The organism is Fictibacillus barbaricus, from assembly GCF_014635025.1.
GTDB classification, from domain to species: Bacteria; Bacillota; Bacilli; order Bacillales; family Fictibacillaceae; genus Fictibacillus; species Fictibacillus barbaricus.
Genome location: NZ_BMCE01000003.1, coordinates 137,076 through 163,424 on the forward strand (window position 1 = coordinate 137,076; position 26,349 = coordinate 163,424).

The 26,349-nt window shown below is 40.7% G+C and carries 25 protein-coding genes; 18 read left to right on the forward strand and 7 right to left on the reverse strand.

Annotation, left to right across the window (positions count from 1 at the left end; all coding sequences use genetic code 11):
• Entirely contained in the window at window positions 1–123 is a 123-nt protein-coding gene (locus IEV52_RS22620; RefSeq protein WP_268234792.1) for a hypothetical protein, read from the forward strand.
• A 35-nt stretch (window positions 124–158) separates the two neighbouring features.
• Here the strand turns inward: IEV52_RS22620 and IEV52_RS18845 are convergent, their stop codons facing one another.
• Entirely contained in the window at window positions 159–1,121 is a 963-nt protein-coding gene (locus IEV52_RS18845; RefSeq protein ID WP_188404245.1) for a LacI family DNA-binding transcriptional regulator, read from the reverse strand.
• Window positions 1,122–1,209: 88 nt separating this feature from the next.
• Between IEV52_RS18845 and IEV52_RS18850 the strand changes: the two genes are divergently transcribed.
• From IEV52_RS18850 to IEV52_RS18885, 8 genes are all read left to right on the forward strand, one after another.
• Entirely contained in the window at window positions 1,210–1,371 is a 162-nt protein-coding gene (locus IEV52_RS18850) for a hypothetical protein (RefSeq protein ID WP_188404122.1), read from the forward strand.
• A gap of 140 nt (window positions 1,372–1,511) precedes the next feature.
• Window positions 1,512–2,273 (forward strand): threonine/serine exporter family protein, encoded by a 762-nt coding sequence (locus IEV52_RS18855; protein ID WP_188404123.1) that lies wholly within the window; start codon window positions 1,512–1,514, stop codon window positions 2,271–2,273.
• A gap of 14 nt (window positions 2,274–2,287) precedes the next feature.
• Window positions 2,288–2,743, forward strand: a complete 456-nt coding sequence (locus tag IEV52_RS18860; protein WP_188404124.1) for a threonine/serine exporter family protein — start codon at window positions 2,288–2,290, stop codon at window positions 2,741–2,743.
• 140 nt (window positions 2,744–2,883) lie between these two features.
• Window positions 2,884–3,882, forward strand: a complete 999-nt coding sequence (locus IEV52_RS18865) for a cation diffusion facilitator family transporter (RefSeq protein ID WP_229754374.1) — start codon at window positions 2,884–2,886, stop codon at window positions 3,880–3,882.
• Between the two features lie 133 nt (window positions 3,883–4,015).
• The gene (locus IEV52_RS18870; protein ID WP_188404125.1) at window positions 4,016–5,773 is read left to right on the forward strand and encodes an ABC transporter ATP-binding protein; all 1,758 of its coding nucleotides are present in this window, start codon (window positions 4,016–4,018) and stop codon (window positions 5,771–5,773) included.
• On the forward strand, window positions 5,739–7,538 hold the full coding sequence (locus IEV52_RS18875; RefSeq protein ID WP_188404126.1) for an ABC transporter ATP-binding protein: 1,800 nt from the start codon (window positions 5,739–5,741) through the stop codon (window positions 7,536–7,538). The genes IEV52_RS18870 and IEV52_RS18875 overlap by 35 nt, the downstream gene beginning before the upstream one ends.
• A gap of 129 nt (window positions 7,539–7,667) precedes the next feature.
• Window positions 7,668–8,936 carry an ATP-binding protein gene (locus IEV52_RS18880; protein WP_188404127.1) on the forward strand — a complete coding sequence of 423 codons (1,269 nt, stop codon included), beginning with the start codon at window positions 7,668–7,670 and terminating at the stop codon, window positions 8,934–8,936.
• Window positions 8,937–8,979: 43 nt separating this feature from the next.
• Window positions 8,980–9,150, forward strand: coding sequence for a hypothetical protein (locus IEV52_RS18885; protein WP_188404128.1), 171 nt, complete (start codon window positions 8,980–8,982; stop codon window positions 9,148–9,150).
• Window positions 9,151–9,339: 189 nt separating this feature from the next.
• On the opposite strand, the gene IEV52_RS18890 is transcribed toward IEV52_RS18885, so the two are convergent.
• Window positions 9,340–9,846, reverse strand: a complete 507-nt coding sequence (locus IEV52_RS18890) for a GNAT family N-acetyltransferase (protein ID WP_188404129.1) — start codon at window positions 9,844–9,846, stop codon at window positions 9,340–9,342.
• A gap of 506 nt (window positions 9,847–10,352) precedes the next feature.
• Between IEV52_RS18890 and fni the strand changes: the two genes are divergently transcribed.
• Window positions 10,353–11,396 (forward strand): type 2 isopentenyl-diphosphate Delta-isomerase, encoded by a 1,044-nt coding sequence (fni, locus tag IEV52_RS18895; protein WP_188404130.1) that lies wholly within the window; start codon window positions 10,353–10,355, stop codon window positions 11,394–11,396.
• A gap of 251 nt (window positions 11,397–11,647) precedes the next feature.
• On the opposite strand, the gene putP is transcribed toward fni, so the two are convergent.
• Window positions 11,648–13,123: a sodium/proline symporter PutP gene (gene putP / locus IEV52_RS18900; protein ID WP_188404131.1), complete on the reverse strand. Its 1,476-nt coding sequence runs from the start codon at window positions 13,121–13,123 to the stop codon at window positions 11,648–11,650.
• A 418-nt stretch (window positions 13,124–13,541) separates the two neighbouring features.
• On the opposite strand from putP, the gene abc-f reads away from it, so the two are divergent.
• Entirely contained in the window at window positions 13,542–15,446 is a 1,905-nt protein-coding gene (abc-f, locus tag IEV52_RS18905; protein WP_188404132.1) for a ribosomal protection-like ABC-F family protein, read from the forward strand.
• Window positions 15,447–15,694: 248 nt separating this feature from the next.
• Here abc-f and IEV52_RS18910 read toward each other — a convergent pair whose 3' ends face one another.
• The gene (locus IEV52_RS18910; RefSeq protein ID WP_188404133.1) at window positions 15,695–17,251 is read right to left on the reverse strand and encodes an ABC-F family ATP-binding cassette domain-containing protein; all 1,557 of its coding nucleotides are present in this window, start codon (window positions 17,249–17,251) and stop codon (window positions 15,695–15,697) included.
• A 136-nt stretch (window positions 17,252–17,387) separates the two neighbouring features.
• On the reverse strand, window positions 17,388–17,549 hold the full coding sequence (locus IEV52_RS18915) for a hypothetical protein (RefSeq protein ID WP_188404134.1): 162 nt from the start codon (window positions 17,547–17,549) through the stop codon (window positions 17,388–17,390).
• A gap of 419 nt (window positions 17,550–17,968) precedes the next feature.
• On the opposite strand from IEV52_RS18915, the gene IEV52_RS18920 reads away from it, so the two are divergent.
• Complete coding sequence (locus tag IEV52_RS18920; RefSeq protein WP_188404247.1) at window positions 17,969–19,321, forward strand: L-cystine transporter; 1,353 nt, start codon at window positions 17,969–17,971, stop codon at window positions 19,319–19,321.
• Between the two features lie 5 nt (window positions 19,322–19,326).
• On the opposite strand, the gene IEV52_RS18925 is transcribed toward IEV52_RS18920, so the two are convergent.
• Complete coding sequence (locus tag IEV52_RS18925; protein ID WP_188404135.1) at window positions 19,327–19,482, reverse strand: hypothetical protein; 156 nt, start codon at window positions 19,480–19,482, stop codon at window positions 19,327–19,329.
• A gap of 381 nt (window positions 19,483–19,863) precedes the next feature.
• Here IEV52_RS18925 and IEV52_RS18930 point away from each other — a divergent pair, with 381 nt between their 5' ends.
• From IEV52_RS18930 to IEV52_RS18955, 6 genes are all read left to right on the forward strand, one after another.
• Window positions 19,864–20,571 (forward strand): hypothetical protein, encoded by a 708-nt coding sequence (locus IEV52_RS18930; RefSeq protein ID WP_188404136.1) that lies wholly within the window; start codon window positions 19,864–19,866, stop codon window positions 20,569–20,571.
• Between the two features lie 405 nt (window positions 20,572–20,976).
• Window positions 20,977–21,948, forward strand: a complete 972-nt coding sequence (gene qoxA, locus IEV52_RS18935; protein ID WP_229754376.1) for a cytochrome aa3 quinol oxidase subunit II — start codon at window positions 20,977–20,979, stop codon at window positions 21,946–21,948.
• 18 nt (window positions 21,949–21,966) lie between these two features.
• The gene (gene qoxB, locus IEV52_RS18940; RefSeq protein WP_188404138.1) at window positions 21,967–23,907 is read left to right on the forward strand and encodes a cytochrome aa3 quinol oxidase subunit I; all 1,941 of its coding nucleotides are present in this window, start codon (window positions 21,967–21,969) and stop codon (window positions 23,905–23,907) included.
• A gap of 14 nt (window positions 23,908–23,921) precedes the next feature.
• Window positions 23,922–24,542: a cytochrome aa3 quinol oxidase subunit III gene (qoxC, locus tag IEV52_RS18945; RefSeq protein ID WP_188404139.1), complete on the forward strand. Its 621-nt coding sequence runs from the start codon at window positions 23,922–23,924 to the stop codon at window positions 24,540–24,542.
• The gene (gene qoxD, locus IEV52_RS18950; RefSeq protein WP_188404140.1) at window positions 24,535–24,930 is read left to right on the forward strand and encodes a cytochrome aa3 quinol oxidase subunit IV; all 396 of its coding nucleotides are present in this window, start codon (window positions 24,535–24,537) and stop codon (window positions 24,928–24,930) included. Before qoxC ends, qoxD begins: the two co-directional genes overlap by 8 nt.
• Window positions 24,931–25,081: 151 nt before the next feature.
• Window positions 25,082–25,408 carry a hypothetical protein gene (locus tag IEV52_RS18955; RefSeq protein WP_188404141.1) on the forward strand — a complete coding sequence of 109 codons (327 nt, stop codon included), beginning with the start codon at window positions 25,082–25,084 and terminating at the stop codon, window positions 25,406–25,408.
• Here the strand turns inward: IEV52_RS18955 and IEV52_RS18960 are convergent.
• Entirely contained in the window at window positions 25,384–26,346 is a 963-nt protein-coding gene (locus IEV52_RS18960) for a nuclease-related domain-containing protein (protein WP_188404142.1), read from the reverse strand. The two genes, IEV52_RS18955 and IEV52_RS18960, sit on opposite strands and share 25 nt — an antisense overlap.
• Window positions 26,347–26,349 lie beyond the last annotated feature (3 nt).

Sequence of the window (26,349 nt, forward strand, 5' to 3'; positions counted from 1 at the left end):
TTGATAAACACTAACGTTGTAAAAAAAGCAATGAAAGGAAATGAAGAAGCGTTTGAACAACTCGTTACACTCGAAAGTGATGAACGAATCCAACTTCCGCCACTAAAAATTCAAATCAAATAGAACGAACAAAAAGCATGGAGGTGTTCTCCATGCTTTTACACGGTCTGACGTTCAATGAATCGTACTGGAATCTCTTCATGTGATACATGCTCGCCTTTCATGGCTTGACCAAACAGTTTCTTGCCTACTTCTACAAGTGGGATCTCCAGTGTGGTGATGTGCATCACCTTTGAAATCGGCTGGTTATCAAAGCTCATAATGGCAAGGTTTTCTGGAACCAATATGCCCTGTTCTCTGCAGCGGGTTACGATTCCTGCTGCCACTTGGTCACTAGTAACAAGTAGAGCAGTTGGCCGGTTCTTCATCTGTAAAAGCTTTTCAACCACCTGATCTCCATCCTCAAAGTTAAAGCAGCCTGAGAAGATGTAGCCAGGCTCATAGGAAAATGTATGTCTCTTTAAGAAATCCTTGTAAGCGGCATCTCTTTGTTTACTGTTCGTTCCAGATTGACGACCGATGGTGTAGCCGATCTTCGTATGTCCTTTTTTGTACAGAAAATTCAAAGCCATCGTGAAGCTTTTGTAATGATCAATAAATGTGGAGGATACACGCTTATCTCGAGCATCTTCACAGAGTACGATCGGACCGTTCGCTGAACAACCTTCAATCAAGTTCCATTCACAGATTCTTGAACAGATGATCAGTGCATCAATCTGTTTATCCTCTAACATCTTTAACGCTTCTAGCTCCTTATCTTCTTCATAATTGGTCTGGATAAGGACAAGCTTATAGTTGTTCTCCAACGCAGCAGTAGCTATACCTTCCAGCAATAATCCAAAGTAAGGGTGGTTTGAAAAGGGAACGACTACGCCGACTAAAAAAGTTTTTCCTTTGCTTAAATGAACGGCATTGATATTTCGGTGATAGTTATATTTTTTCATAGCCTCTATAACAGCTGATACTTTTTCAGCACTTACATAAGGATGGTTATTTAAAACACGGGAAACGGTCGTTACGGAAACACCTGCCATTTTTGCAATATCTCTTATATTCGCCATAGGTTCACCTTCTCTAAAAAGTTTTTCTTGCTCTGAAACGCGTTTCATATCATACGCTTTGTTTGTGAAGGAAAGGAGGAATAAAAAAATGGTGATTTTATCAGGAATCTTTAATCTGATTTTCATGTGTTTCTCTATTGTTATTCTGTCTTCATTTCCTGTTTCGCTGCATAAGAATAATGGCTATAAAAATAAAAAGGATGATACACACGATCAGTTTAGTTATTTATTTAATGTTTATCGTGACTAATTCATGAATTCATTGTAGTAACATCTGTAAAGTTGTTCAACTCCATTGCCGAAAACAGTTCCAATCAGTTAAACTGTAAAAATATTAACTATCCCTTTTTGGGTAGAATGATAGGTAAGTATTCAATTGGAGAGTTTGCTATGGAGATAGAAACACAAGAAACATATGACATAATGGCGGTTTGTCTTTTGGCGGGCAAAATCATGCTTCAAAGCGGGGCGGAAACATACCGTGTTGAGGATACGATGATGCGTATTGCAGCTTCTTTTGGTGCCTATCAATCGCATCCATATGTAACCCCGACCGGGATACTGTTCTCAGTCGAAGGTTCAGAGCCTACTAAAACAAAGCTGATTCGGATTGTGGAGCGTACAACAGACTTAGAAAAAGTTGCCCAAGTAAACGGGATTTCACGTAAGATAAGCGCAGGAGAGTTCACGATCGAAGAGGCATACAAAGAATTAAAGAGAATTAGCGAAACAGGGTCTCCTTATTCACTTTGGATTCATGTATTAGCTGCAGCCATATCCTCAGGCTGCTTTTTAATCATGTTTCAAGGTACTTGGGGAGACTTTATTCCAGCCTTTATCACTGGAGGCTTAGGATTTCTATCGTTGCTTTATTTCCACCAGCTTGTTCCTATAAAGTTTTTCTCAGAGTTTTCTGCTTCCTTATTGATCGGATTGCAGGCCCTCTTTTTCGTATCAACAGGGATTGGCGATGAACTGGATAAAATCATAATCGGTTCTGTCATGCCGCTTGTTCCGGGACTTTTAATAACGAATGCGGTTCGTGATTTGATGGCAGGGCACCTTATATCAGGACTGGCTAAAGGCGCTGATGCATTTCTAACCGCTTTTGCCATTGGAGCCGGTATTGCCGTTATCTTTTCACTTACCTAGATTGGAGGATCCGGATGACAATTATTGAACAGTTAATTACAAGTTTTATTGCATCGGCGGCGTTCGTTATGATTTTTAATGGGCCAAAGCGAACATTGTTCCACTGTGGGCTAGTAGGGATGATCGGCTGGATTCTCTATTTTCTATTAGAAGCCAATGGGGTGGATATGGTGTTGGCAACCGTTATCGCTTCCTTTTCGATTGCGATTGCATCTCAATATTTTGCAAAAAAATATAAGACTCCCGTAATCATTTATAGTGTCGCTGGAATCATTCCGCTCGTACCAGGCGGCATTTCATACAATGCGATGAGAAATTTCGTCCAAAATGATTACAACCTGGCCATAAATTTAGCGGCAAAGGCATTCATGATATCAGGTTCAATCGCGATAGGACTTGTATTCTCTGAAGTGATTAATCAGATTATACGAAAATCAAAATTGAAGACGATTGTAAACAAAACAAAGTAGGAAAAACCAGTGTAAATGGATTACACGGGTTTTAATTGAAACAGGCTGTTTTTATGCAGCCTGTTTTTATATTGGGTTTAAATTTACTGCATTACAGGAATTCTTATTAAAAAGACATAACAGGAGTGGAGGCATTTATTTTGATTAGTCTACTTAAAAAAGGTAATAGATCGTCTGGAATAGCTGCCTTAGGAAATACAGTTCTAGCCATTGCGAAAGGAATAGCAGCGGCTGTCAGCGGCAGTGGTGCCATGTTTGCGACCACACTTCACTCGGCAGCAGATGCCTTGAATCAGACCTTTGTCTTTTTCGGAAGCGCCCTCTCGGAAAAAGAGCCTACTAAAAAGTTTCCAGCGGGGTTTGGCCGTGTTGTAAATTTATTCGTCTTGATCGCCGTTATTGTTGTTTCGATTATGGCTTACGAGACAATATTGAAAGGTTGGAAGCTGATCCAAGATCCACATCCTTCAACGAATCTGCTGCTAAATATAGGGATCATGCTTTTAGCCATCTTAGTTGACGGTTTTATTTTAATTAAGGCGATGAAAGAAATTGTCCATGAAACGAGAAGCGATGCAAAGGGATTTGGTATTGTAAAAGAGTCTTTTAAGAATGTAAGTCTAGCTGCACCACCTACACGCCTTGTATTTTATGAAGATTTAATCGCGACTTCAGGTGCATTATTAGCCCTGATTTCAATCATTTTAGCTGATTTAACAGGTGCCTATATCCTTGATGGAATCGGTACGCTCTTAATTGGTATTCTCCTGGTGGTTGTTGCATTCAAACTAGGTATTGAAAACACGCGAGGATTAATCGGTGTTGCGGCACCAAAAGTGGTAGAAGATCGAATCGCGGATACGATTCTATCTGATAGAGATGTAGTAGATATTAAGGAGCTGCGAATTCTGCAAGAGGGAAGAAGATATCATGTTGAGAGCTACATTGAGCTAAAAGAAGGATTCACACTGGCAGATGCTGATGATATCAAATTCCGGGTAAGAGACACTCTTCTAGAAGACCCTGATATCGGTGATGTAACGATGGGTATCCTTGAAACGGACCATGTCAAAACGTGGCCAAAAGAAGCTGTGATTGAAGTGAATGGCAAAGAAGATAATACGGAAAAAATCCGCTGAAGCCAATCAGCGGGTTTTTGTTTACAAAAAATAGGATAAGAAGTCGAAATAGTTAAATATTTTTATGAAAAAGGATAGAATAGAAATAGATTGTTAAGTTTGTTAAACATCGGGAACGTTCGGGGGATAACTTATGTGGAAAGTCTTTTCTTATTTAAAAACGTACCGTTTCGCGATCGGAGTTGCTCTTTTTCTAACACTCACTGAGCTGGCAGTTGAACTCATGCAGCCTTTAATCATGGCGAAGATCATTGATGACGGTATTTTAAAAAGCGATCTAAATGTTGTTAAGTTTTGGGGAGCGGTCATGTTCGGTCTTGCTCTGGCTGCTTTTGCAGCAGGTATAGCAAACTCCTTTTTCTCAGCACATGTCAGTCAAAACTATGGTTTTGATATAAGGCGTCTTACGTTTGAAAAGGTACAATCTTTCTCGTTTGTGAACTTTAATAAATTTCCTGCTTCCTCCTTAATTACAAGAATGACTCATGATGTGACTCAACTGCAAAATACTGTTTTTATGAGTTTGCGCATCATGCTGAGAGCTCCTCTATTATTAGCAGGAGGAGTAATCATGTCCCTCATTGTTAATTGGAAGCTGGCCATGGTATTGGTGGTTGCCTTGCCGTTTCTTTTGTTCTTCTTGAAATGGGTTCTTCAAACAGCTGGAGGCATGTTTCGGGATGTACAAGATAAACTGGATGGCGTAAATCGTGTCATGCGAGAAAATTTAATGGGAATGCGATTGATCAAAGCTTTTTTGAGAAGAGATTTTGAGACAGATCGATTTGAACAGGCAAGCAATAATTTAAGAGCTCGTACTGTGTCATCTCTTCGTTTGATTGAGGTTTCTATACCTGTTTTGTTATTTGTAATGAATATAGGCATTCTTTTTATACTTTGGTTCGGAAGCAGACAAGTTAACCTTGGGGCGATTGAGGTTGGGGAAGTTGTGGCGATTGTTAACTACTCATTCCGCATATCATCTGTGCTTACCATAATCTCTTTTATTATCATGGCTTTCTCTCGGGCGAAGGCTTCCGCACAGCGAATCGGCGAAGTGCTTGATACAGAAGTGGACTTAGTAGAATCTGTTGAGGCAGATCAATCTCTTTTTTTAGAAAAAGGAGAGGTGGAATTTAAGAATGTTTCTTTCAGCTATCCAGAAAGTGAAGTTCCTGTTCTGCAAAACTTATCCTTTTCAGTAAAATCAGGCGAAACATTAGCCATTTTAGGATCCACAGGTTCGGGTAAAACCTCTTTGTTTCAGCTCGTTCCTAGGCTTTATGATGTTTCGGAAGGGGAAGTGCTTGTTGACGGAAAAAATGTAAGAGATTATCCGATCGAAGCGCTGCGAAAAGGTATCGGTGTGGTCCCGCAGGAAGCTGTTCTTTTTACAGGTTCCATCTCTGAAAACATTAGTTGGGGCAAAGAGGGAGCTGTTCAGGAAGAAATCGTTCAAGCAGCAAAAGATGCGCAAATCCATGAAACGGTTTTAAAGCTTCCTAACCAATACGATACAAGAGTGGGTCAGCGTGGGGTGAATCTTTCTGGAGGACAGAAGCAGAGATTATCTATTGCTCGTGCCTTAGTCCGGAAACCGAAAATTTTAATGTTAGATGACAGCACAAGTGCACTTGATCTAAAGACAGAAGCTAAATTGCTGGAAGCATTAAGAAAATACGCCTGTACCACTTTTATCATTACTCAAAAAATTAGTACAGCGATGGAAGCGGATCATATTCTGCTTTTAGATGACGGCTCAATAGAAGCCTGGGGAACACACGAAGAACTTTTAGAAACTTCTCCGCTGTATGTAAAAATCGTACAATCACAGTTTGGGGAGGAGGATTTCCACCATGTCAAAGGGTTCAAGCAAACCTCATCCACATAATCATTTATTTGGGGAAAAAGTGAAACCGAAGAACTGGGCTAGTACCATCAAACGGATAGGAAGTTACTTTTCTAATCAGAAATGGCTATTAAGTTTGGTGCTTCTGATGGTAGTTATCAGTTCTGCCTTAAGTTTGCTTGGCCCCTTCTTAATTGGTATAGCGATTGATACCTACATTGTTAAAGGAAAAATGGATGGACTGAACAAGCTGCTGATTGGCCTGATCTTTGTTTTTGTAGGACAATCCGCATCTATCTGGCTGCAAAACTATTGGATGATTGGAATTGCACAAGAAACGGTTCTAAAAATGAGAAACGATCTATTTAAACAATTTCATCGGCTTTCCATTTCCTTTTTTGATAAAAGGCAGCATGGCGAGTTGATGAGCCGTGTCACAAACGATATTGAAAACGTCAGTTCTACACTAAACAGTTCATTTATCCAAGTGTTCTCCAGTATTCTTACTCTCGTGGGTACAGTTGCTGTAATGATTTATTTAAGTCCCCTATTAACGCTTATCTCTCTTTCGATCGTACCGCTCATGTTCTTTGGATTAAAGTGGATTACGAAACGAACAGGTGCGCGGTTTAAAGAGCAGCAGAGAAACCTGGGAGAGATCAATGGGTATATTGAAGAAATAACATCAGGACAGCGGATTGTTAAATCTTTTTCACAAGAAAAACGGGTTATTGAAGAATTTATGGAAAAGAATGAACGTCTAAAGGAATCAGGATATTGGGCACAGACCTTCTCCGGCTTCATTCCTAAATTAATGAACGTTCTAAACAACGGAAGTTTCGCTTTAATTGCTGGAATTGGCGGTGTCTTAGCTCTGAATGGAAAAGTTTCCATAGGTGTTATCGTCATATTTGTTGAGTATTCTAGACAATTTACAAGGCCGCTGAATGATTTAGCGAACCAGTTTAATACCCTTCTGTCTGCTGTTGCAGGAGCTGAAAGAGTTTTTGAGATTCTAGATGAATCACAAGAGGAAATGGATGAAGCAGATGCAGTTGAGCTTTCTTCTGTAAAAGGAAAAGTAGATTTTCTTGATGTTGCTTTTTCATACGAAAAAGATGAAAAGACCGTATCAGGACTAAGCTTTTCTGTTAAAGAAGGTGAAACCGTTGCTTTAGTGGGGCCGACTGGTGCAGGAAAGACGACAATTGTTAATTTACTTTCACGTTTTTATGATGCTGATTCTGGTCAGATATTAATCGATGGACACGATATAAAGAAAGTAAAACGCACCTCTCTTCGAAGTCATATGGGATTTGTATTGCAAGACTCCTTTTTGTTTGAAGGAACAATCCTTGAAAATATCCGTTATGGACGTTTGAATGCAACAGATGAAGAGGTAATTGCAGCAGCCAAGTTAGCTAATGCTCATTCGTTTATAAAAAAATTACCCAAAGGGTACAACACGATATTAAATCAAGAGGGCAGCGGCATCAGTCAAGGTCAAAAGCAGCTTATATCTATTGCAAGGGCTATTTTAGCAGATCCTTCTTTGCTTGTTTTGGATGAAGCAACGAGCAGCATTGATACGATCACAGAGATGAAGATTCAAGAAGCTTTGCAGCGTTTGATGAAAGGGAGAACGAGTTTCGTTATCGCACATCGGTTAAACACGATACAGCAAGCCGACCAAATTCTGGTTCTTAACGAAGGGGGAATTCTTGAAAAAGGGACACACGAAGAGCTGTTGAATCATAAGAAATTCTATTATTCTCTGTACCATAGTCAGTTGAAGCAAGAAGCTTAAAAGTAAAAAATGAATACTTTAGTCATATGAAAAACGATACTTTAGTCATAAAAAAGGGCGATTCTTGAAGGAATCACCCTTTTTTTGTCGTATTCTTAAACACAAGCCATTTGAACTGGGGAGTAGACAATGATTGTAGAGAAGATGTTTTTACATGTTTTAATTGTACTTGCACCCGTACTAAGCTATAGCTTTTTGTTCGAAAATCATAAATTAGGAAAATCCCCTTACTTTTTAGGCATCTTATACGGCGCGTCTGCTTCGCTTTGTATGTATTTTTCGTATTTTGATACAGCGTTATATTGGGATTTGCGCTATGTTCCTGTCGTATTGTCTATTTTTTATGGAGGTCCGATCTCTGGATCCATTACTGTACTTGCTCTTTTAGCCACCAGAACCGCAATGGGTGGTGATACCCTTTTTCTAGCTTACATAATTGCAGTAATTGCATGTACGGTACCATTTTTACTTTATAAATATTTTTGGCGTTCTGCTCCCAAAAAAAGAATTTATCTTTCTATCTTAGCAGGGTTTTGGCCTGCTTTTGTTAAACTCTTTGTACTCCTAACTTACCTTTTCATCAGTGAAAATTCAATCCGATTAAATCAAAATTTTTACATATACATAGCGGTATTTGGTACGATACAAATCTTGGCTGTTGTGTTTGCTGCTATCTTAAATGAGGCAGTCATTGAACGAAATTTAATGAAAGATGAGATACGCCGTTCTGAAAAACAGCATACCCTTGGGGAACTAGCAGCTTCAATCGCACATGAAGTAAGAAATCCTTTAACCGTGGTAAAAGGCTTTCTGCAGCTGATGGAGGGCGAAGACGAACGGCATAAGCATTATTATCCACTTATCTTGAGTGAATTAGGACGGGCGGAGCATATCATAAGTGATTATCTAAACTTTGCAAAACCTGAGTTTAAAAAGATTGAAACCTTTCCTATCGCACTACTGATCATAGACTTAAGCATCTTATTAAATCCTTATGCATTAAAGGAAGGAATCTCACTCACTCATTCCATTGAATCGAATGCAGAAATCACCACAGACCGTAATCAGCTTAAACAAGCGTTGATCAATATCTTGAAAAATGCTGTTGAAGCTACACCGAAAGAAGGGCGAGTTTCTATAAAACTTATTCGAGAGGGAGAGTATGTAAAAGTGATCGTTAGGGACACAGGTAAAGGAATGACGAAAGAACAGCTTTCTCGTGTGGGGTCCTTGTTTTTTTCTACAAAAGAACAGGGTACAGGTTTGGGAACGATGGTATCAACCCGGATTATTGAATCGATGGGAGGAAGGGTTGAATATACCAGCAAGATAGGGAAAGGAACTAAAGTGAGTGTGACATTGCCTTTGAAAAATACGTCTGAGGCAGAAACAGTTTAAAACTTGTGATAAAGGGGAAAATGCTGACAAGAGGTGAAGCAGCATGGATAACTTTATGTCAGATCTATTTCGTTTCTTAGGCGGCTTTTTAAACGTAAGCCTATTATTAGTAATTATTATCGTTATTTTAATTGTCAGGCAAGCTCGTAAGAAAAGGCTGAAAAATGAGGAAGAGGACTATCTTAATCATAAGGAAAATCATCCAAAGAAATAACATTCAGAAAGCCTGTATAATATACAGGCTTTTTTGTTTGAACACAGAATTATAGAGTGTTCTCAAGCAGAGCGTACGTATCGAGTTCGGAAAAGGGATATATCTTAAATCAGATCGCAGCCAGATAATAAAAAGAGCTGATGATTAAGGTAATACCTGATCGATCGGCTATTTATAACTACGCGGTAATTATTTTAGAAACAATACCATATGTTCTTCATCAATAAACTGATTATCTACTTTTAATGCCTTTTCCTCATATCCATATGTTTTAAAACCAAGTGAGATATACAGATTCTTAGCCTTTTCGTTATTTGCGGCAACGGTTAAGTTTAGCTTCTCAATAACAGGGATGCTTTTGGCATATTCAATAGCAGCCTGCATTAATGCTTTCCCAATTCCAGCATTTCGTCTTTTTGCACTTACATACATCGCATAGATATTGCCGCGGTGCTGCATCTTTAATGCTTTTTCTTGTACTAAAGTGACAGTGCCTAGGAACTCTTCTCCATCAAACATACCAAATGTGTAGGCGCCTTCCTCTTGCAGTCTTTCCGCTACCTGTTTAATGGGTTCTTTCCTTTGCATAGCCTCTTCGTAGCTTGAAGAAAAAGCTTCAGGGCTAAGCTTTAGTGCTTCTAAGCGGAGCTCCCAGTACACTTCTGCATCTTCCGGGTTTAGTAAACGAACTTCCATGGTCCATCCCCCAATATTGTTTAGAAAATAGTGTACCACAAAATGGAAAGTGTATGAAAGTGGTATTTAAAAAGGAGCAAACACCCTAGGGTTTTGCTCCTTTTTTTTGATTTATGATAATTGTGTGGGGACAGTCCCCCATGTTAGAGACCTCCTAAAATGCCGCAAAGTATTAAAAAAAGTTGTTCGCCCACACTAGTGAAGGAGGGAGTATGCCAAATACAAGAAGGATTAGTCCTATGCTGTACCTAAAGATAAAGAAGCGGAATAATGCTTTATCGATGGTGCTTTGCTTTTTGCAAAAATCCCCGATCTCGGTTGAAACTGTTTTTTAGGCTTCTTCTATTAGTCTGCTGTCTGACCGGATAACGTTACCATAGGTACGCCGCCGGGCTTAAATCTTAAGTTTTACAGGTTGATGTAAAAGTTTTGCACTAGGTTCAACCAAAACACCCCTTGCATCATTGTTATAATAAATCGATAGAACGAAAGAGGAGGGAGAACTGTTGGATATTTCGAAGGACCTTACAGAAAAGCGTAAAACCGAACATATACGAATAAGTTTGAATGAAGACGTAGAAGGAAAAGACATCACAACAGGTTTAGAGAAATATCGTTTTGTACCAAACGCTTTGCCAGAACTAGATTTTGATAAAGTATCACTTGCTACAACATTCTTGGGACGGCATGTACATACGCCTTTTTTGATTAGTTCCATGACAGGGGGTACGGATACGGCATATAAAATCAATCAAAATTTAGCTATCGCAGCTCAGGAAAAGGGATGGGCGATCGGACTTGGTTCAATGCGAGCGGCCATTGAAAATGAGGACCTTGCTTACACGTTTCAGATACGCAAATGGGCGCCTGATATACCAGTCATTGCAAACATTGGAGCTGTGCAGCTGAATTACGGCTTTGGAACAGAAGAGAGCAAGAAAGCTATAGAGATGGCGGAAGCTGATTTACTTGTGCTGCACTTGAATACACTTCAGGAAGTGTTTCAGCCGGAAGGTGATACAAACTTTTCAAACCTTCTCTCAAAAATAGAAAAGCTCTCGAATGAGTTAACTGTACCAGTAGGTGTTAAAGAGGTCGGAATGGGTATTGACCAAGACACGGCTAAAAAGCTCATCTCAGCGGGGGTTCAGTTTATAGACGTCGCAGGTGCTGGTGGAACGTCTTGGATCCAAGTGGAGAGTTTTCGTTCAAATGATGCAATTCGAAAGGAAGCAGCAGAAGCATTTTTAGATTGGGGAATCCCGACTGCCGATAGCATTGTTGCAGTACGGAATTCGGATAAGAATATCCCGGTAATCGCTAGCGGAGGCATAAAGCATGGAGTAGATGCTGCAAAATCAATCGCTTTAGGTGCGAACCTGGCTGGGTTTGGCCGGTTGCTTTTACATTCTGCAGTAGAAAACCATCCAGAAGCCCTTCTTGTTCAGATGGGACGGATCGAATTCGAATGTAAAGCAGCCATGTTTGGTATTGGTGCTGCTAATATAGAAGAACTTGCCCATACAAAACGGCTTATTAAGAAATCATAAGGTTCTTTTCAAATAGATTTTGTGAAAACACCCCGTTGATCAAGAAGTTGATAGGAGTGGAAGGTGCGAAACTCCTGCGGGATCAGCGGAACAGTCGAAAAGCCGAGGAGGCTCACCGCATGCCACGCGTAAAGCGAGCATCCGGAGCGGATGTTCAGCATCTTTTATCTTTAATAAAAAGCAACAAAATTTCACAAAACAGCCAAGCATAAAAAAGCGCTCCTGGTTATCAGGAACGCTTTTTGTTTACCTTATTTTAGTTCTTCTAATGTTTCTTCCATAGTATCAAATTGGTTCTGTACCTTTTTAGAAGGATTTTTCGTAAATAAGCTTACGATTATAATAGCAATTAAGCTTAAGAAGAAACCTGGAATCATTTCATATATTTGTTCTTTTAAATCTGGGAACTGAACCCACGTAAGAACGGTAACAGCACCAACGATGATACCTGCTAAAGCTCCCCACTTCGTCATTTTTTTCCAGAACAGACTTAGAAGTATAAGCGGTCCGAATGCTGAACCGAATCCTGCCCATGCATAACCAACAAGGCTAAGAATCGTGTCACTTGGGTTAAGGGATAGCAGGATTGCAATAACTGCAATAATTAATACTGACATTCTGCTGATGAAAACAAGTTGCTTTTGTGAAGCATCTTTCTTAATAAATTGCTTATAAAAGTCTTCTGTAATAGAAGAAGAGGTTACAAGCAGCTGAGATGAAATGGTACTCATGATTGCTGCCAATATAGCTGCTAACAAGAACCCTGTAATTAACGGGTGGAACAATAGGTTAGCGAATTCAATGAATACTGTCTCAGGGTCAGCAAGTGCTCTGCCTTCTCTGGCAAACCAAGCTACACCGATCAAACCAGTTAATGAAGCACCGATAAGAGAAATAATCATCCAGCTCATACCGATTCTTCTTGCTGTTTTAATGTCCTTAACAGATGTAATCGCCATAAATCGAACGATAATATGCGGTTGGCCAAAGTAGCCAAGTCCCCAAGCTAAGAAAGATAGTAAGCTTAATGTTGTAAGTCCTTTCGTTACTTGAAGAAGCGACGGATCTACACCGCGAACCGTATCAATAAGTGTCTGTGAATCGCCAATGTCTGTGAAAGCCACAATAGGCACTAGCACTAAAGCGATAAACATGATACAGCCTTGAACAAAGTCTGTCCAGCTAACAGCAAGGAATCCGCCAAATAGCGTATACGCTACTACGACTGCACCTGTTAAAAGCATTCCTGTCGTATAGTTTAATCCAAATGCACTATCAAAAAGTTTTCCGCCTGAAACGAGACCTGCAGAACAATACAGTGTAAAGAAAATAATGATTACGAGTGCTGAGACGATACGTAATATTTTCTTTGTATCGTTAAAACGATTCTCAAGGTAGTCTGGAATCGTAATGGAATCATCTGCAACTTCCGTATACGTACGAAGCCGGGGTGCAACAAGAATATAGTTAAGATATGCACCAATCGTCAGCCCTACTGATATCCAGATACTGCTGATTCCTTCTGTAAACATAGCACCTGGGATACCCATCATCATCCATCCACTCATATCAGATGCCCCTGCAGATAATGCAGTTACAGCCGGTCCGAGTCCTCTTCCACCAAGCATGTAATCAGAGAGGTCAGATGTTTTTTTGTATGCCCAGTAGCCGATATACAGCATACCAGCCATGTAAATAATTAAAGAAATAATTACTCCTGTTTGCATGTAAAAATTCTCTCCTTTTCTTTTTTCATGAAATGGGTCATGTTTGTTTGCTCAACGGATGACTTGTTTATGAAAAAGTTGGCAGGTTGTTTCATAGAGCTTTTTATTTGCAAAAAGAGTTTGCGGGGAGTATCAGAAAAAAACTTGAAGTCAAAAGCGCGGTCGATATACGCAAAAAACATTTGCCGGGATCAAGTATACCCAGCATCAACTACAAGAAAAAAGCAAAGCCGATTAATTAAATTGAAAATAGGCGGCATCCGTTTTGAGCAAAAAACGTGCCCACTTCTTTTCAGAACATGTTTACCACTATAACAAAGGTTAAGAAAAAAATGCAAATCATATCCCGAAGATGCGATTCTGACGTGGTTGAGCTACAATAGAAAAAAAGACTTTAACCTTAAGGAATGATATAGTTTTGAGTATTTTACTAGTCGAAAATTTATATAAAACATATGGAGAGAAAACTCTGTTTGATGACATCTCTTTTTCTATAAGTGAAAAACAAAGAATAGGATTAATTGGACCAAACGGTACGGGAAAATCCTCATTGTTAAAAGCTCTAGCAGGATTAGAGCCGGCAGAACGCGGGACGCTGTCACACGCAAATCAATTTCAGATCGAATATGTGGCGCAAGAACCCGAACTAAACGAGGAGCTTACAGTCTTGGACCAGATCTATTATGGCGATTCTCTCATTATGAAGACAATGCGAGAGTACGAACAGGCACTATTAGATCTGGAGTCAGACCCATCTGATGAAAAAAAGCTAAAACGTTTGATGAACAGCCAGCAAAAAATGGATGAAAATGAGGCGTGGGAAGCGAATACAGTTGCTAAAACCGTCCTAACAAAACTAGGATTGCGGGATTTTTCCAGGCAGGTTAAACAGTTAAGCGGCGGGCAAAAGAAGCGTGTAGCCATTGCAAAAGCCCTGATTCAGCCTGCAGAACTATTAATTCTAGACGAGCCGACCAACCATCTTGATAATGAAACGGTTGAGTGGCTTGAAACCTTTTTAGCAAGCTATAAAGGTGCTTTGCTAATGGTTACACATGACCGTTATTTCTTAAACCGAGTTACGAACCATATTTTTGAAATGGATAACGGTAAACTTTACGTCTATGAAGGCAATTATGAGACGTTCTTAGAGAAAAAGGCAGAGCGTGAAGAGATCGCTCTGCAGAATGAGGACAAGCGCCAAAACACGTTAAGACGTGAATTAGCGTGGCTGCGACGTGGTGCAAAAGCACGTACAACAAAACAAAAAGCAAGAATTCAGCGCGTTGAAAGTCTACAAGAAGAAACAGGTCCAGCTGCAAAGGGTTCTGTGGAGTTTGCGATAGGTTCACAGCGTCTCGGAAAAAAAGTGATTGAAGTCGAGAGGTTAAGCAAGAGTATCGATGGAAAAGAACTTATAAGAAGCCTGGATTATTTGATTGTTCCTGGTGAGCGTCTGGGGATCATCGGGCCGAACGGGAGCGGTAAGACAACTTTATTAAACATGCTGGCCGGAAGAATAGCACCGGATTCTGGTTCTGTTGAAGTCGGAGAAACCGTGAAGATCGGCTATTACACACAAGACCATGATGAATTAGATGGCAGCCTTCGAGTAGTTGACTATATTAAGGAAACTGCTCAAGTGATTACTACGGTAGAGGGGCAGTCGATAACAGCGGAACAGATGCTGGAACGTTTCCTGTTTCCTCGTTATATGCAATACACGTATATCCGGAAACTTTCGGGTGGAGAAAAACGCCGCTTGTATATGTTGAAAGTTTTGATGGAAGAGCCGAACGTTCTGTTTTTGGATGAGCCTACGAATGATCTGGACATTCAAACGTTAGGAATCTTGGAAGAATACTTAGAGAACTTCCCAGGTGTTGTTTTAACAGTTTCCCATGACCGCTACTTCTTAGATCGAGTGGTTGATCACCTGCTAGCCTTTGAAGGCAGTGGAAAAGTTGTGAGGTTTCAGGGAAGCTACTCAGATTATATGGAAGAGAAGAAAGAGCGTGATGAGCAAGCGGCGGTTGTCAAAAAAGAAGCTGCTGTTGTGGCGGAAGGTGTCCCACAGCCCCGTAAAGAAAAGAAGAAAAAGCTATCATACAAGGAACAGCAAGAATGGGATACGATCGAAGACCGCATCATGACGCTAGAAGAAAATAAAGAGAAGATTGAAGCCGACATTGTCGCTGCAGGCAGTGATTTTGGACGGATCAGTGAATTATACGCGGCACAGAAAAAAGTAGAGAGTGAGCTCGAGTCAGCGATGGAACGCTGGGAAGAGCTCTCCCTGCTTGTCGAAGAGTTGAATAGTTAAGTTTTGGAACACCTCTTGCGTGAAATCGGCAAGGGGTGTTTTTTTTTTGAGGATGAGGAAACTCGGCTTTGGCCGAGTGACATTTTTAAAGGGGGTGGGTTTTCGCCGCTTTGTTGTGTTTTGTCGAAGGGCCTTTATTTTCTTTTTAAGACTTAATTGGACCTGGTTTAGACTTAATTTGTACTAAACAAGACTTAATTGTATTTCCACAACCTAAAAACCCCCTCACCATAGTGAGGGGGATCATATTAAAACACTTTCGTTGTCCAGCTTTCACAGTTCCAAACGTCGTTTGCAACTTCTTTATAAAATTCAGGTTCATGGGAGATCAACAGCACACTGCCCTTAAATGCCTTCAGAGCGCGCATCAATTCATCTTTCGCCTCAACATCCAAGTGGTTTGTCGGCTCATCCAGAACAAGAACGTTATTTTCGTGGTTGATGAGCTTACATAAGCGAACCTTTGCTTTTTCCCCACCGCTGAGCACTTCTACTTTACTTTCGATGTGTTTTGTCGTTAAACCACATTTTGCAAGCGCTGCACGAACTTCATGATGAGAGAACCCAGGGAACTCGTTCCAGATCTCTTCGATACATGTGTTATAGTTCGCTGTTTTTACTTCTTGTTCAAAGTAACCGATCTCTAAGTTTTCGCCGCGTTCAACGCTCCCAGAAACAGGCTTGATCTCACCTAGAATACTGCGGAGCAATGTTGTTTTACCGATACCGTTTGCACCGACTAGAGCGATTTTTTGACCGCGCTCCATACGTAAATTCAGCGGCTTAGACAATGGCTCATCATAACCGATCACAAGGTCTTTCGTTTCAAAGATCAGCTTGCTTGGTGTACGGGCTTCTTTAAAGTTGAACTCAGGCTTCGGCTTTTCTTTTGCCAGTTCAATAACATCCATCTTATCAAGCTTTTTCTGACGAGACATCGCCATGTTTCGAGTAGAAACACGCGCTTTGTTACGGGCAACGAAATCCTTTAAACCGGCAATCTCCTGCTGCTGACGCTTAAAAGCCGCCTCAAGCTGAGATTTTTTCATCTCATGAACGGATTTAAAGTGATCGTAATCACCGACATAGCGGTTTAATTCTTGATTTTCCATATGGTAGATCAAGTTGATAACGCTGTTCAAGAATGGAATATCATGTGAGATCAAAATAAACGCATTTTCATATTCCTGCAGATAGCGCTTCAGCCACTCGATATGCTGTTCGTCCAGATAGTTTGTCGGCTCATCCAGTAATAGAATCTCTGGTTTCTCTAATAAGAGCTTAGCCAGCAACACCTTCGTACGCTGTCCACCGCTAAGATCGTGTACGTCTCGGTCTAACCCGATCTCATCAAGTCCTAGACCTCGAGCGATCTCTTCCACTTTTGCATCGATTACGTAAAAGTCGTTGTTTGTTAATGTGTCCTGAATGACGCCAACATCTTCCAGCATTTTTTCAAGCTCTTCCGGAGTCGCTTCACCCATTTTTTCGTACATGCCGTTCATTTCTGCTTCCATGTCTAGCAAGTATTGAAATGCGCTCTTCAACACGTCACGGATGGACATTCCTTTTTGTAGGACTGTGTGCTGATCCAAATAGCCAACACGCACTTTTTTCGCCCACTCCACTTTACCTTCGTCTGGCTTTAATTTGCCTGTAATTATATTCATAAAGGTTGATTTACCTTCACCATTTGCGCCTATTAATCCGATGTGTTCTCCTTTTAGCAGACGGAAAGACACATCATTGAAGATGGCCCTGTCGCCAAAACCGTGGCTTAAGCCTTGTACCGTTAAAATACTCATCTATATAACACCTTTTCTGTCAGTAATTTGTACCCTCTTGATTATAGTATTGAATGGGGAAGGAACTCAATAGGTGCATAGCGAATCGTGAAAAAGAAAAAGCACCCAAGGAAAATATTCCTAGGGTGCGCTGTAACTATTCTTGTTCGCCTGTTCGGTTTTTAAATGCCTCTTTTGTAGCAAGATTTACTGAATCCGTCTCGTCACTTTTCTTAACGAGTCTGTTTTGAAGTGTATTGTCAGGAAATCTTCCTGGGTGGCCTTGTTTTTTATGTTCAAATGATTTGCCGCGTGACATGTTTTTCACTCCTCATCTCTTTACAATTTATTGTGTCCAAGAGAAGAGCCAATTATGAACGATTAGAAAGGTACTCCCACCATCAAAATAATGAGGACATTGAAGGTATTTAAAATAAGTGCAATGGAATATAGCACCTGCTCATATGAATTTGCTACAAAAACAAGCATATTTTATTTCAGGTCAGAATATATCTGAATCACAACTAAATATTTTCTCCTACGACTAAATCATAATCACACTAAAGGCTAGCTTCTCTTATTTAAGCTTGCCTTTTTATTGTGAGGGAGGTGAAGGCTAAAAGTATTCCCAAAGTAATTCCTACTTGACAGATGGGTTTAATTGTATTAATTTTACTTTTGTTAACTAAAGGGGGATTATAGGTGACTACTTACTTAGTTTTATCGAATATTGCTATTATGCTTATTCTTTTAGGTGTTTTGTATTACATGCAAAAAAAGCACGTGTCTTTCTCAAAACGTGTTTTTACGGGTCTTGGTTTAGGGATTCTTTTTGGTCTTGTACTTCAGTACGGTTATGGAGCCGACTCTGAGGTAGCCGCTAAATCGACAGACTGGTTTAATCTAGTTGGTGGGGGATATGTTACGTTCTTAAAGATGATCGTCATGCCTCTAGTGTTTATTTCAATCCTTTCAGCGTTTACCCGTTTGAATCTTAAGGGCAACATCGGAAAATTAAGTGGATTGATCATTGGGATCTTAGTAGGAACAACAGCAATTGCAGCAGTTGTGGGAATCGGTACTTCTGTAGCTTTTGATCTTGAAGCCGTTCAAATCGAGCAAGGTGATGCGGAAACAGCTCGTGGTGAAGAAATGGAGGGGACTTTTGCAGAAGTAAAAGACTTAACGCTTCCTCAGCAAATTCTATCTCTATTGCCCGCGAATCCATTCTTAGATTTTACAGGGGCTAGACCAACTTCAACGATTGCAGTTGTTATCTTTGCAGCCTTTATTGGAATTGCATATCTTGGTGTAAAGCGAAAACAAGAAGAGCATGCCGAGCTTTTTGCTAAAATCGTCGATGCGTTCTACTCTGTCATCATGCGTGTTGTAACGTTAATCCTGCGTTTAACACCATACGGAGTATTAGCTTTGATGACTAAAACAGTAGCCTTAAGCGATATGGATGCAATCGCGAAGCTTGGAAAGTTTGTTATCGCTTCTTATGTGGCGTTGCTTATTATGTTCGGAATTCACTTATTGCTATTAACATTCGCTGGTCTTAACCCAGTCACATATATGAAAAAAGCATTCCCTGTTCTATCTTTTGCCTTTACATCCCGTACGAGTGCAGGAGCGCTTCCGTTAAACATCCGTACACAAAAGAGCATGGGTGTACCTGATGGAATCGCGAACTTCTCAGGATCGTTCGGGCTCTCAATCGGGCAAAATGGTTGTGCAGGAATCTATCCAGCGATGCTTGCTGTAATGATTGCTCCGACTGTTGGCATCGATCCATTGTCACCATCGTTCTTATTAACACTGGTTGTAGTTGTAGCGCTTAGCTCGTTTGGTGTGGCAGGTGTTGGTGGAGGAGCAACGTTTGCAGCTATTCTTGTATTGTCTGCGATGGATCTTCCGATTGCTTTAGCAGGTCTATTGATCTCTGTTGAACCATTAATCGACATGGGCCGTACAGCTGTTAACGTAAGCGGTGCGATGACTTCTGGACTATTAACAAGTAAAGTTCAGAAGCAGCTTGATACTAATGTTTATAACGATAGTGAAAATCAAGTTGAAGTAAGTGCATAACCATTTCAATAAACGATCTTGCCTTTATGGGCAGGATCGTTTTTTTTGCTGTTTTCGATATTTTTGCTGTTTAAGGACAAAGAGAGGCGAGGCTGAATTCCGGCTTCAGGATGCTCGCTTTCCGCGGGGCATGCGGTGAGCCGCCTCAGCGCCTTGCGCATGCGGGGTCTCACCTGTCCCGCTGATCCCACAGGAGTCTCGCACCTTCCGCGCCAAGCAACTTCTTTATCAACGGGCTGCTTTTACATAACCTATTTAAAAACCACAATCAAATAGAAAAAAACTTTTGTTATTCTAAAAGCTTGAACGGTTGTCCATTTCCTTGCATAAAATACAAAAAGTTCAAAAATTGAGTGGAGGAACTCTTTGTGAGTTGTGGGAATATACGACCAAATCAACCAAAATTAAAGTGTGATAAATGCAAGTGCGGCGAAAGTATTTGTACAAGGGAGCTCAGGGAGCAATTAAGAAAAATCGTTGGAAAGAGGATTACATTGCTTACGAGAGCCAGTATCCCAAATGTTGTCTTTATTGTGGGGAGATTGATTAAAGTAGATTGCGGCACAATTATTGTTGAAAGTGAAACTCAACTGATTACAGGACCAATACTAATAAAAATATGCGATATTATTGGCTTTTCATGCGGCAATGCCTTTGCTCCTTCTCAAACTACAGTGTGTGACTTTGTGCAAGAGAAGCAGGATGAAACTTGTTTAACTTGTAAGTGCAAGTGTACAGAGAACGAATGTATAAGGGAACTAAGAAAAGAGTTGCAACAATGTATAGGGAAGGAAATTGGAATCACGACGCCTGCTTTGCCTATAAATGGAACATTATTGAAAGTAAGTTGCGGTTTTATTGTTTTAAGAGATAATCTTTCAGGTGCTGCTTTTATTTTTTCTCTATGCGCAATTTCGAGTGTGGTACAGTTTAATAACGCTAATTCTTTCTGCAGTATGAAGAACCAAAACAAGGAATGTAAATTAGTATGTCATTGTGAATGTGTAAATGATATCTGTACGGAAGCATTAAGAGATGAATTAAAAGATTGCATAGGGAAGGAAGTTACCATTACTACAGAGGGAAATTTCATTGAACTTGGAAGAATAGTGAAAGTGAATTGCGGAACCATTATCCTTCAACTGGGCTTACCTATCCTCATTTCTATTTGTTCGATAACTTCTGTGAGATTAGGGAATCAGTTGCCGCCCAATGGGTTGGGGACAAATTTAAGAAGAATTATCCGTTAATGTAATAATAAATAAGGGCGCAGGACTAATCATCCTGCGTTTTATTTTGTTTGTAAAATTACACATATAAGGTGTGAAGTTTTGCCAATTAGGGTAAAAATTAAAAACTGAACTTTCAAAAAGTAAAAAACTTCTTTCCAGCAGATGTAGGCTCTTCCAAAATCGTGAACATTCTATGGCAAAACTGTGATAAAGTTGTGAGCTTTGTTTGAAGTTCTCGTGACATTTGGATGACGGCTGGTCACTTTTATTAGGATTCTGGTACTATGAGGGCAAAGGTTTTTTGTCATTTTGGATTTGCCTATGATTGACATTGTGATTTAGTTCACAATGTACTATAATCACTTTTGGTTCGTTATTAGGCAAAAGAAAATGCTTTTAAATAGAGAAAGGAAGGTGGACCTGGTGATGCGACGGTTAAAGCCGTTTTTAACATTCGGGTTATTGATGGCCGTGTTCATGCTAAGCGGCTGCAGCGATATGGTGATTTTAGATCCAAAAGGGCCTGTAGGAGAGCAGCAAAAGGACCTTATTATGTACTCAATTGGATTTATGACATTTATACTTATTGTCGTTTATGCACTTACAACTTTTATTGTTTATAAATATCGTGACCGCAAGAATCATAAGGGCTATGATCCTGATAATGAAGGAAGCCATTTGCTCGAAACGATCTGGTGGATCATTCCTATTATAATTACAATTGCTTTATCCGTTCCAACAGTTAAGACGATCTACTCTCTAGAAGGACCTCCTGAAGGGACTAAAGATCAGAAGCCATTGGTGATTCATGCAACATCTGTGGATTGGAAATGGGTGTTCACTTACCCAGAGCAAGATATTGAAACAGTTAACTATCTTCATATCCCAGAAGATCGACCTGTTTTGTTTAAACTGACTTCAGCTGATTCTATGGCATCATTTTGGATTCCTCAGCTAGGCGGCCAGAAGTATGCGATGGCAGGCATGGAGACAGAGCTTTACTTGCAGGCTGATGAACAAGGTACGTATGAAGGCCGTAACTCCAACTTTACAGGAGAAGGGTTTACTGACCATACCTTTGATGTAATGGCTATGTCAGACGATGAATTTGAAAAGTGGGCGAGTGATGCAAAAGCGGATGCTCCAAAGCTTACGAAGGAGCAGTACGACAAGCTTATGCTTCCTGGCCATGTAAAAGAAATGACATTCTCTTCTACTCATATGGGGTGGGTTGACCACGCTGATGAAGCGGATTATGCATTAAATGCTCGTGAGCGTTTAGGTTATGAGCCAAAAGTGCCTCACTCAAAAGCAGCTAAGGAAGAAAAGAAGAAACGTGAAGAAGAGATGAAGCAAGAAGAATCAGAGTCTCATGGGGATTCACATGCCCATTAACAGAGGAGGCAACTTAACATGAAATGGGATGAATTTTTCGTAACAGGTGACCCGTTGATCTATGGGGCTGACGTTTCCATTTTGCTAACGATGGTAGGAATCCTGTTTTACCTTACTAAATATAACAAGTGGAAATGGTTGTGGGATGAATGGCTTACAACGGTTGACCACAAAAAGCTTGGTATCATGTATATCGTTTCAGCTGTGCTCATGCTGTTCCGTGGTGGTGTCGATGCGCTATTAATGCGTACTCAGCTCGCGGTTCCTGATGCAAAGTTCCTTGATTCACAGCACTATAACGAAATCTTTACAACACACGGTACAATCATGATCATCTTCATGGCGATGCCGTTCTTGATCGGTCTTATTAACGTTGTTGTTCCATTGCAAATTGGAGCTCGTGACGTTGCTTATCCGTATTTAAACGCAGTTAGTTTCTGGACATTCTTTATCGGAGCGATGCTGTTTAACATCTCATTCGTTATCGGTGGTTCACCAGCAGCGGGTTGGACGAGTTACATGCCGCTCGCAAGTAACGAGCTTAGTCCAGGACCTGGACAGAACTACTACTTATTAGGTCTGCAGATTGCAGGTATTGGTACACTTCTAACAGGTATTAACTTCCTTGTTACGATCCTTAAGATGCGTGCACCGGGAATGACATTGTTCCGTATGCCGATGTTCACATGGTCATCTCTAGTAACAATGGTAATCATTATTTTCGCTTTCCCGATTCTAACGGTGGCACTAGCACTTATGACATTTGACCGTTTATTCGGAAGTCATTTCTTCACCCTGCAAGGGGAAGGGATGGATATGCTTTGGGCTAACCTCTTCTGGTTATGGGGTCACCCAGAGGTATATATCGTAATCTTGCCGGCATTCGGTATGTTCTCAGAAATTATTTCTACGTTCTCTAGAAAAACCTTGTTTGGTTACAAAGCCATGATCTGGTCTATGCTTCTTATCGCAGGATACAGTTTCTTGGTTTGGGTCCACCACTTCTTTACGATGGGCTCAGGTGCAGCCGTTAACTCTGTTTTCTCCATCACAACGATGGCGATCGGTATTCCGACGGGGGTTAAGATATTTAACTGGCTGTTCACCATGTACAGAGGTAAGATTCAATTTACAACGCCGATGCTCTGGTCAATAGGATTTATCGTAAACTTCGTAATCGGCGGGGTAACAGGTGTCATGCTTGCGATGGCAGCTGCTGACTATCAGTACCACAACACATACTTCCTGGTATCTCACTTCCACTATGTGTTGATCGCTGGTACAGTATTTGCATGTTTCGCTGGTTTAATCTACTGGTATCCTAAAATGTTCGGATACAAACTTAACGAACGTATCGGTAAGTGGGTATTCTGGATTTTCACAATCGGATTTAATGTATGTTTCATGCCGCAATATTTTCTTGGTCTAGACGGTATGCCAAGACGTGTTTACACGTACAGTGAAGAGTCTGGCTGGGGTCCATTGAACATGGTATCTACAATTGGTGGATTCATGATGGGTATTGCATTCTTAGTTCTTGTTTATAACATGTATTACAGCTTCCGTTATGCTAAACGTGAAACAACAGGTGACGCTTGGGATGGTCGTACGCTTGAATGGTCTACTCCATCGGCGATGCCTCCGTTCTATAACTTTGCTAAGATTCCAGAGGTAACAGGTCTTGACCACTTCTGGAGACAGAAGCAAGCAGGTAAAGTTGAAAAGTTAACAGCTAAAGATATTAAACCGATTCATATGCCTAGCAACTCTGGTGTACCATTCATCATGGCATCATTCTTCTTTGTTGCCGGATTCGGAATGGTATTCGACTGGATGTGGATGGCAATCATCGGATTGATCGGTGTGTTTGGAACGTTGTTCTACCGTTCATTCGAGTATGATGATGGGTATTATGTAAGTGTTGAAGAAGTAATCGAAACAGAAAAGATTTCTAAATAAGGAGGCGTGAAAAAATGGCACATGCAGAAACACACGACCCCAACACGCCTTTAGAGTATCGTTCGGAGATTGGGCGTCTTAACATTCTCGGTTTCTGGATTTTCCTAGGGGCAGAAATTGCGTTATTCGCAACTTTATTTGCAACTTATATGGTGTTAACACCTCGTATCGCAGACGGTCCGGCTCTTGGTGAATTGTTTGAAGTAAAAAGTCTTTTAATCCAGACGTTCTTGCTATTAACAAGTAGTTTCACCTGCGGACTCGCTGTTCACGAGATGCGCCGTCATAATGTTAAAGGCCTAATCACTTGGATGGTAGTTACGCTTGGACTAGGTCTCGGATTCCTTTACTTCGAGATTCAGGAGTTCTTGCACTTCATTCACGAAGGCGCGAACATTGGCACAAGCGCGGCATGGTCAGGATTCTTCGTACTAGTAGGTACTCACGGTGCCCACGTAACGTTCGGTATCTTCTGGGTAACGATGGTCTTGATTCAAGTGGCTAAGCGCGGTCTTACACCAGCTACTTCTGCAAAAGTTTTCATCACCAGTCTATACTGGCACTTCTTAGACGTAGTGTGGATCTTTATCTTCACAGCCGTTTATCTGATGGGGATGGTGATGCATCATGGCTAAAACTACAGCTGAACACCACGGTTTTCCGTGGAAGCATTTAATCGGATTCGTGTTGTCCATCGTGCTTACATTGTTCGCACTATGGGTTGCACTTTACACTGATTTATCTGTGACATGGATTTTGATTATTATTTTTGGTTTTGCGATCTTGCAGGCTGCCTTGCAGCTTCTGATGTTCATGCACGTAACAGAGAACTCGACGAGCAGTAATCTCACGAGCCGTGTACAAATAGGTAACATCCTATTTGCAGCGTTCGTTGCGATCGTTATCGTTATCGGCTCTGTCTGGGTATTGACAGCAGGTCACGCGAAGCATGATAAACATGACGAACCGAAGACCGAGAACCATGGCGGCAGCCATGATTCGGAGGAGCATGGAAGTCATTAATGAAAAGGGAAAGCCTCCTGCTTATTGAAGCAGGAGGCTTTTTTGCTTATTGGTTAGATATGAGGGCTCTCGTCACACGAGAGCCTTCGTTATTGTGTTTTAGTTAGATAATGGGGCTCTGAGGGAGGAAGAGCCTTCTTTAATTAGGATTTTGACTAATTTACGAGCGGAACAAGAAATTTACGAGCGGAACGAGAAATTTACGAGCGATACGAGAGATTTACGAGCGGAACAAGAGATTTACGAGCGGAACGAGAGATTTACGAGCGGAACAAGAGATTTACGAGCGGAACGAGAGATTTACGAGCGGAACAAGAGATTTACGAGCGGAACGAGAGATTTACGAGCGGAACAAGAGAAATTACGAGAGGTACGAAAGATTTCCGAACGAAACAAAAATTTCAAGAGCGCATCAAGGATTTCAATATTAAAAGGGACTAAAAAGATTTTTGCTTACTCGGGTTCTGGTAAAATATAAATTCTTCCCTTAAATCCTCCAGAATGATGGAGGTTCATTTCAAATAAAAGACGTTTTGCAACATGCCTTGACGACAAACATAGAAAATCACAAAACTGCTGATTAGTAATTTTTGTGCCAAACAAGAGTGCAAAATCCATTAAAGTATTAAGGTGAAGATCATTTGATTTATAGCTGCATTTGGGACAAAACCAAGTGCCTCTTTTTCGATGAACAGGCATAAAAAAACACTTCGTACAATAAACACCTTTAATAATATCCTTTTCTTCAATCTGATACCTTTTTAAAAGATCAGGGTTTTCGGGGGTGTGCTGATGGATCAGTATCTTCGAGAGTTTCCCGATCTGCTTCCTAGTAAATTTCTCTTCTATAAACATCTTTTCAAACACTTTAATTCTTTCCTGCAGATAGGGACTATGCGTAATATATTGAGAAACTTCTTTGTTAGATGGAGGGGCTTTGATGATGGTTTTCGGGTTGCTCATCACGACAAGGGAGCGAACGGGAATTTGAGGAATCCGATTCCGGGCCATCCATTCAATCAAATGTGATTGCTGGCGCTTCACTTGAAAAATAGGGTTTTGGAAGGCTTCTTCTGTACCGTCATCCCTTATTCTGATGACTTGATTGAGGTGGTCGAAAATTAGTGTACCGGTTATGTATTTAACTTCAAGAATTAAAAGGAAACGAGGGGACAAGAGCAGGGTGTCGATTTGAAAAAAGCTATCGTGAGCAGAGAGTCTGAGGTCATGAAGCACAGAAAATGAATTGAAAGGTTTTAAAAAATAATCATTGGACTGTTCGCCATAGTGCCCAGCCAACCTTCCGCCTAATTCATCTTCAATCGATAAAAACCTGGGGTGGTGCCGAACTAAACGGCGCTGAATCACCTCCAGCTTTTTTATCCGAATAGACTTCGTACGATCCTTGATTAACATGAA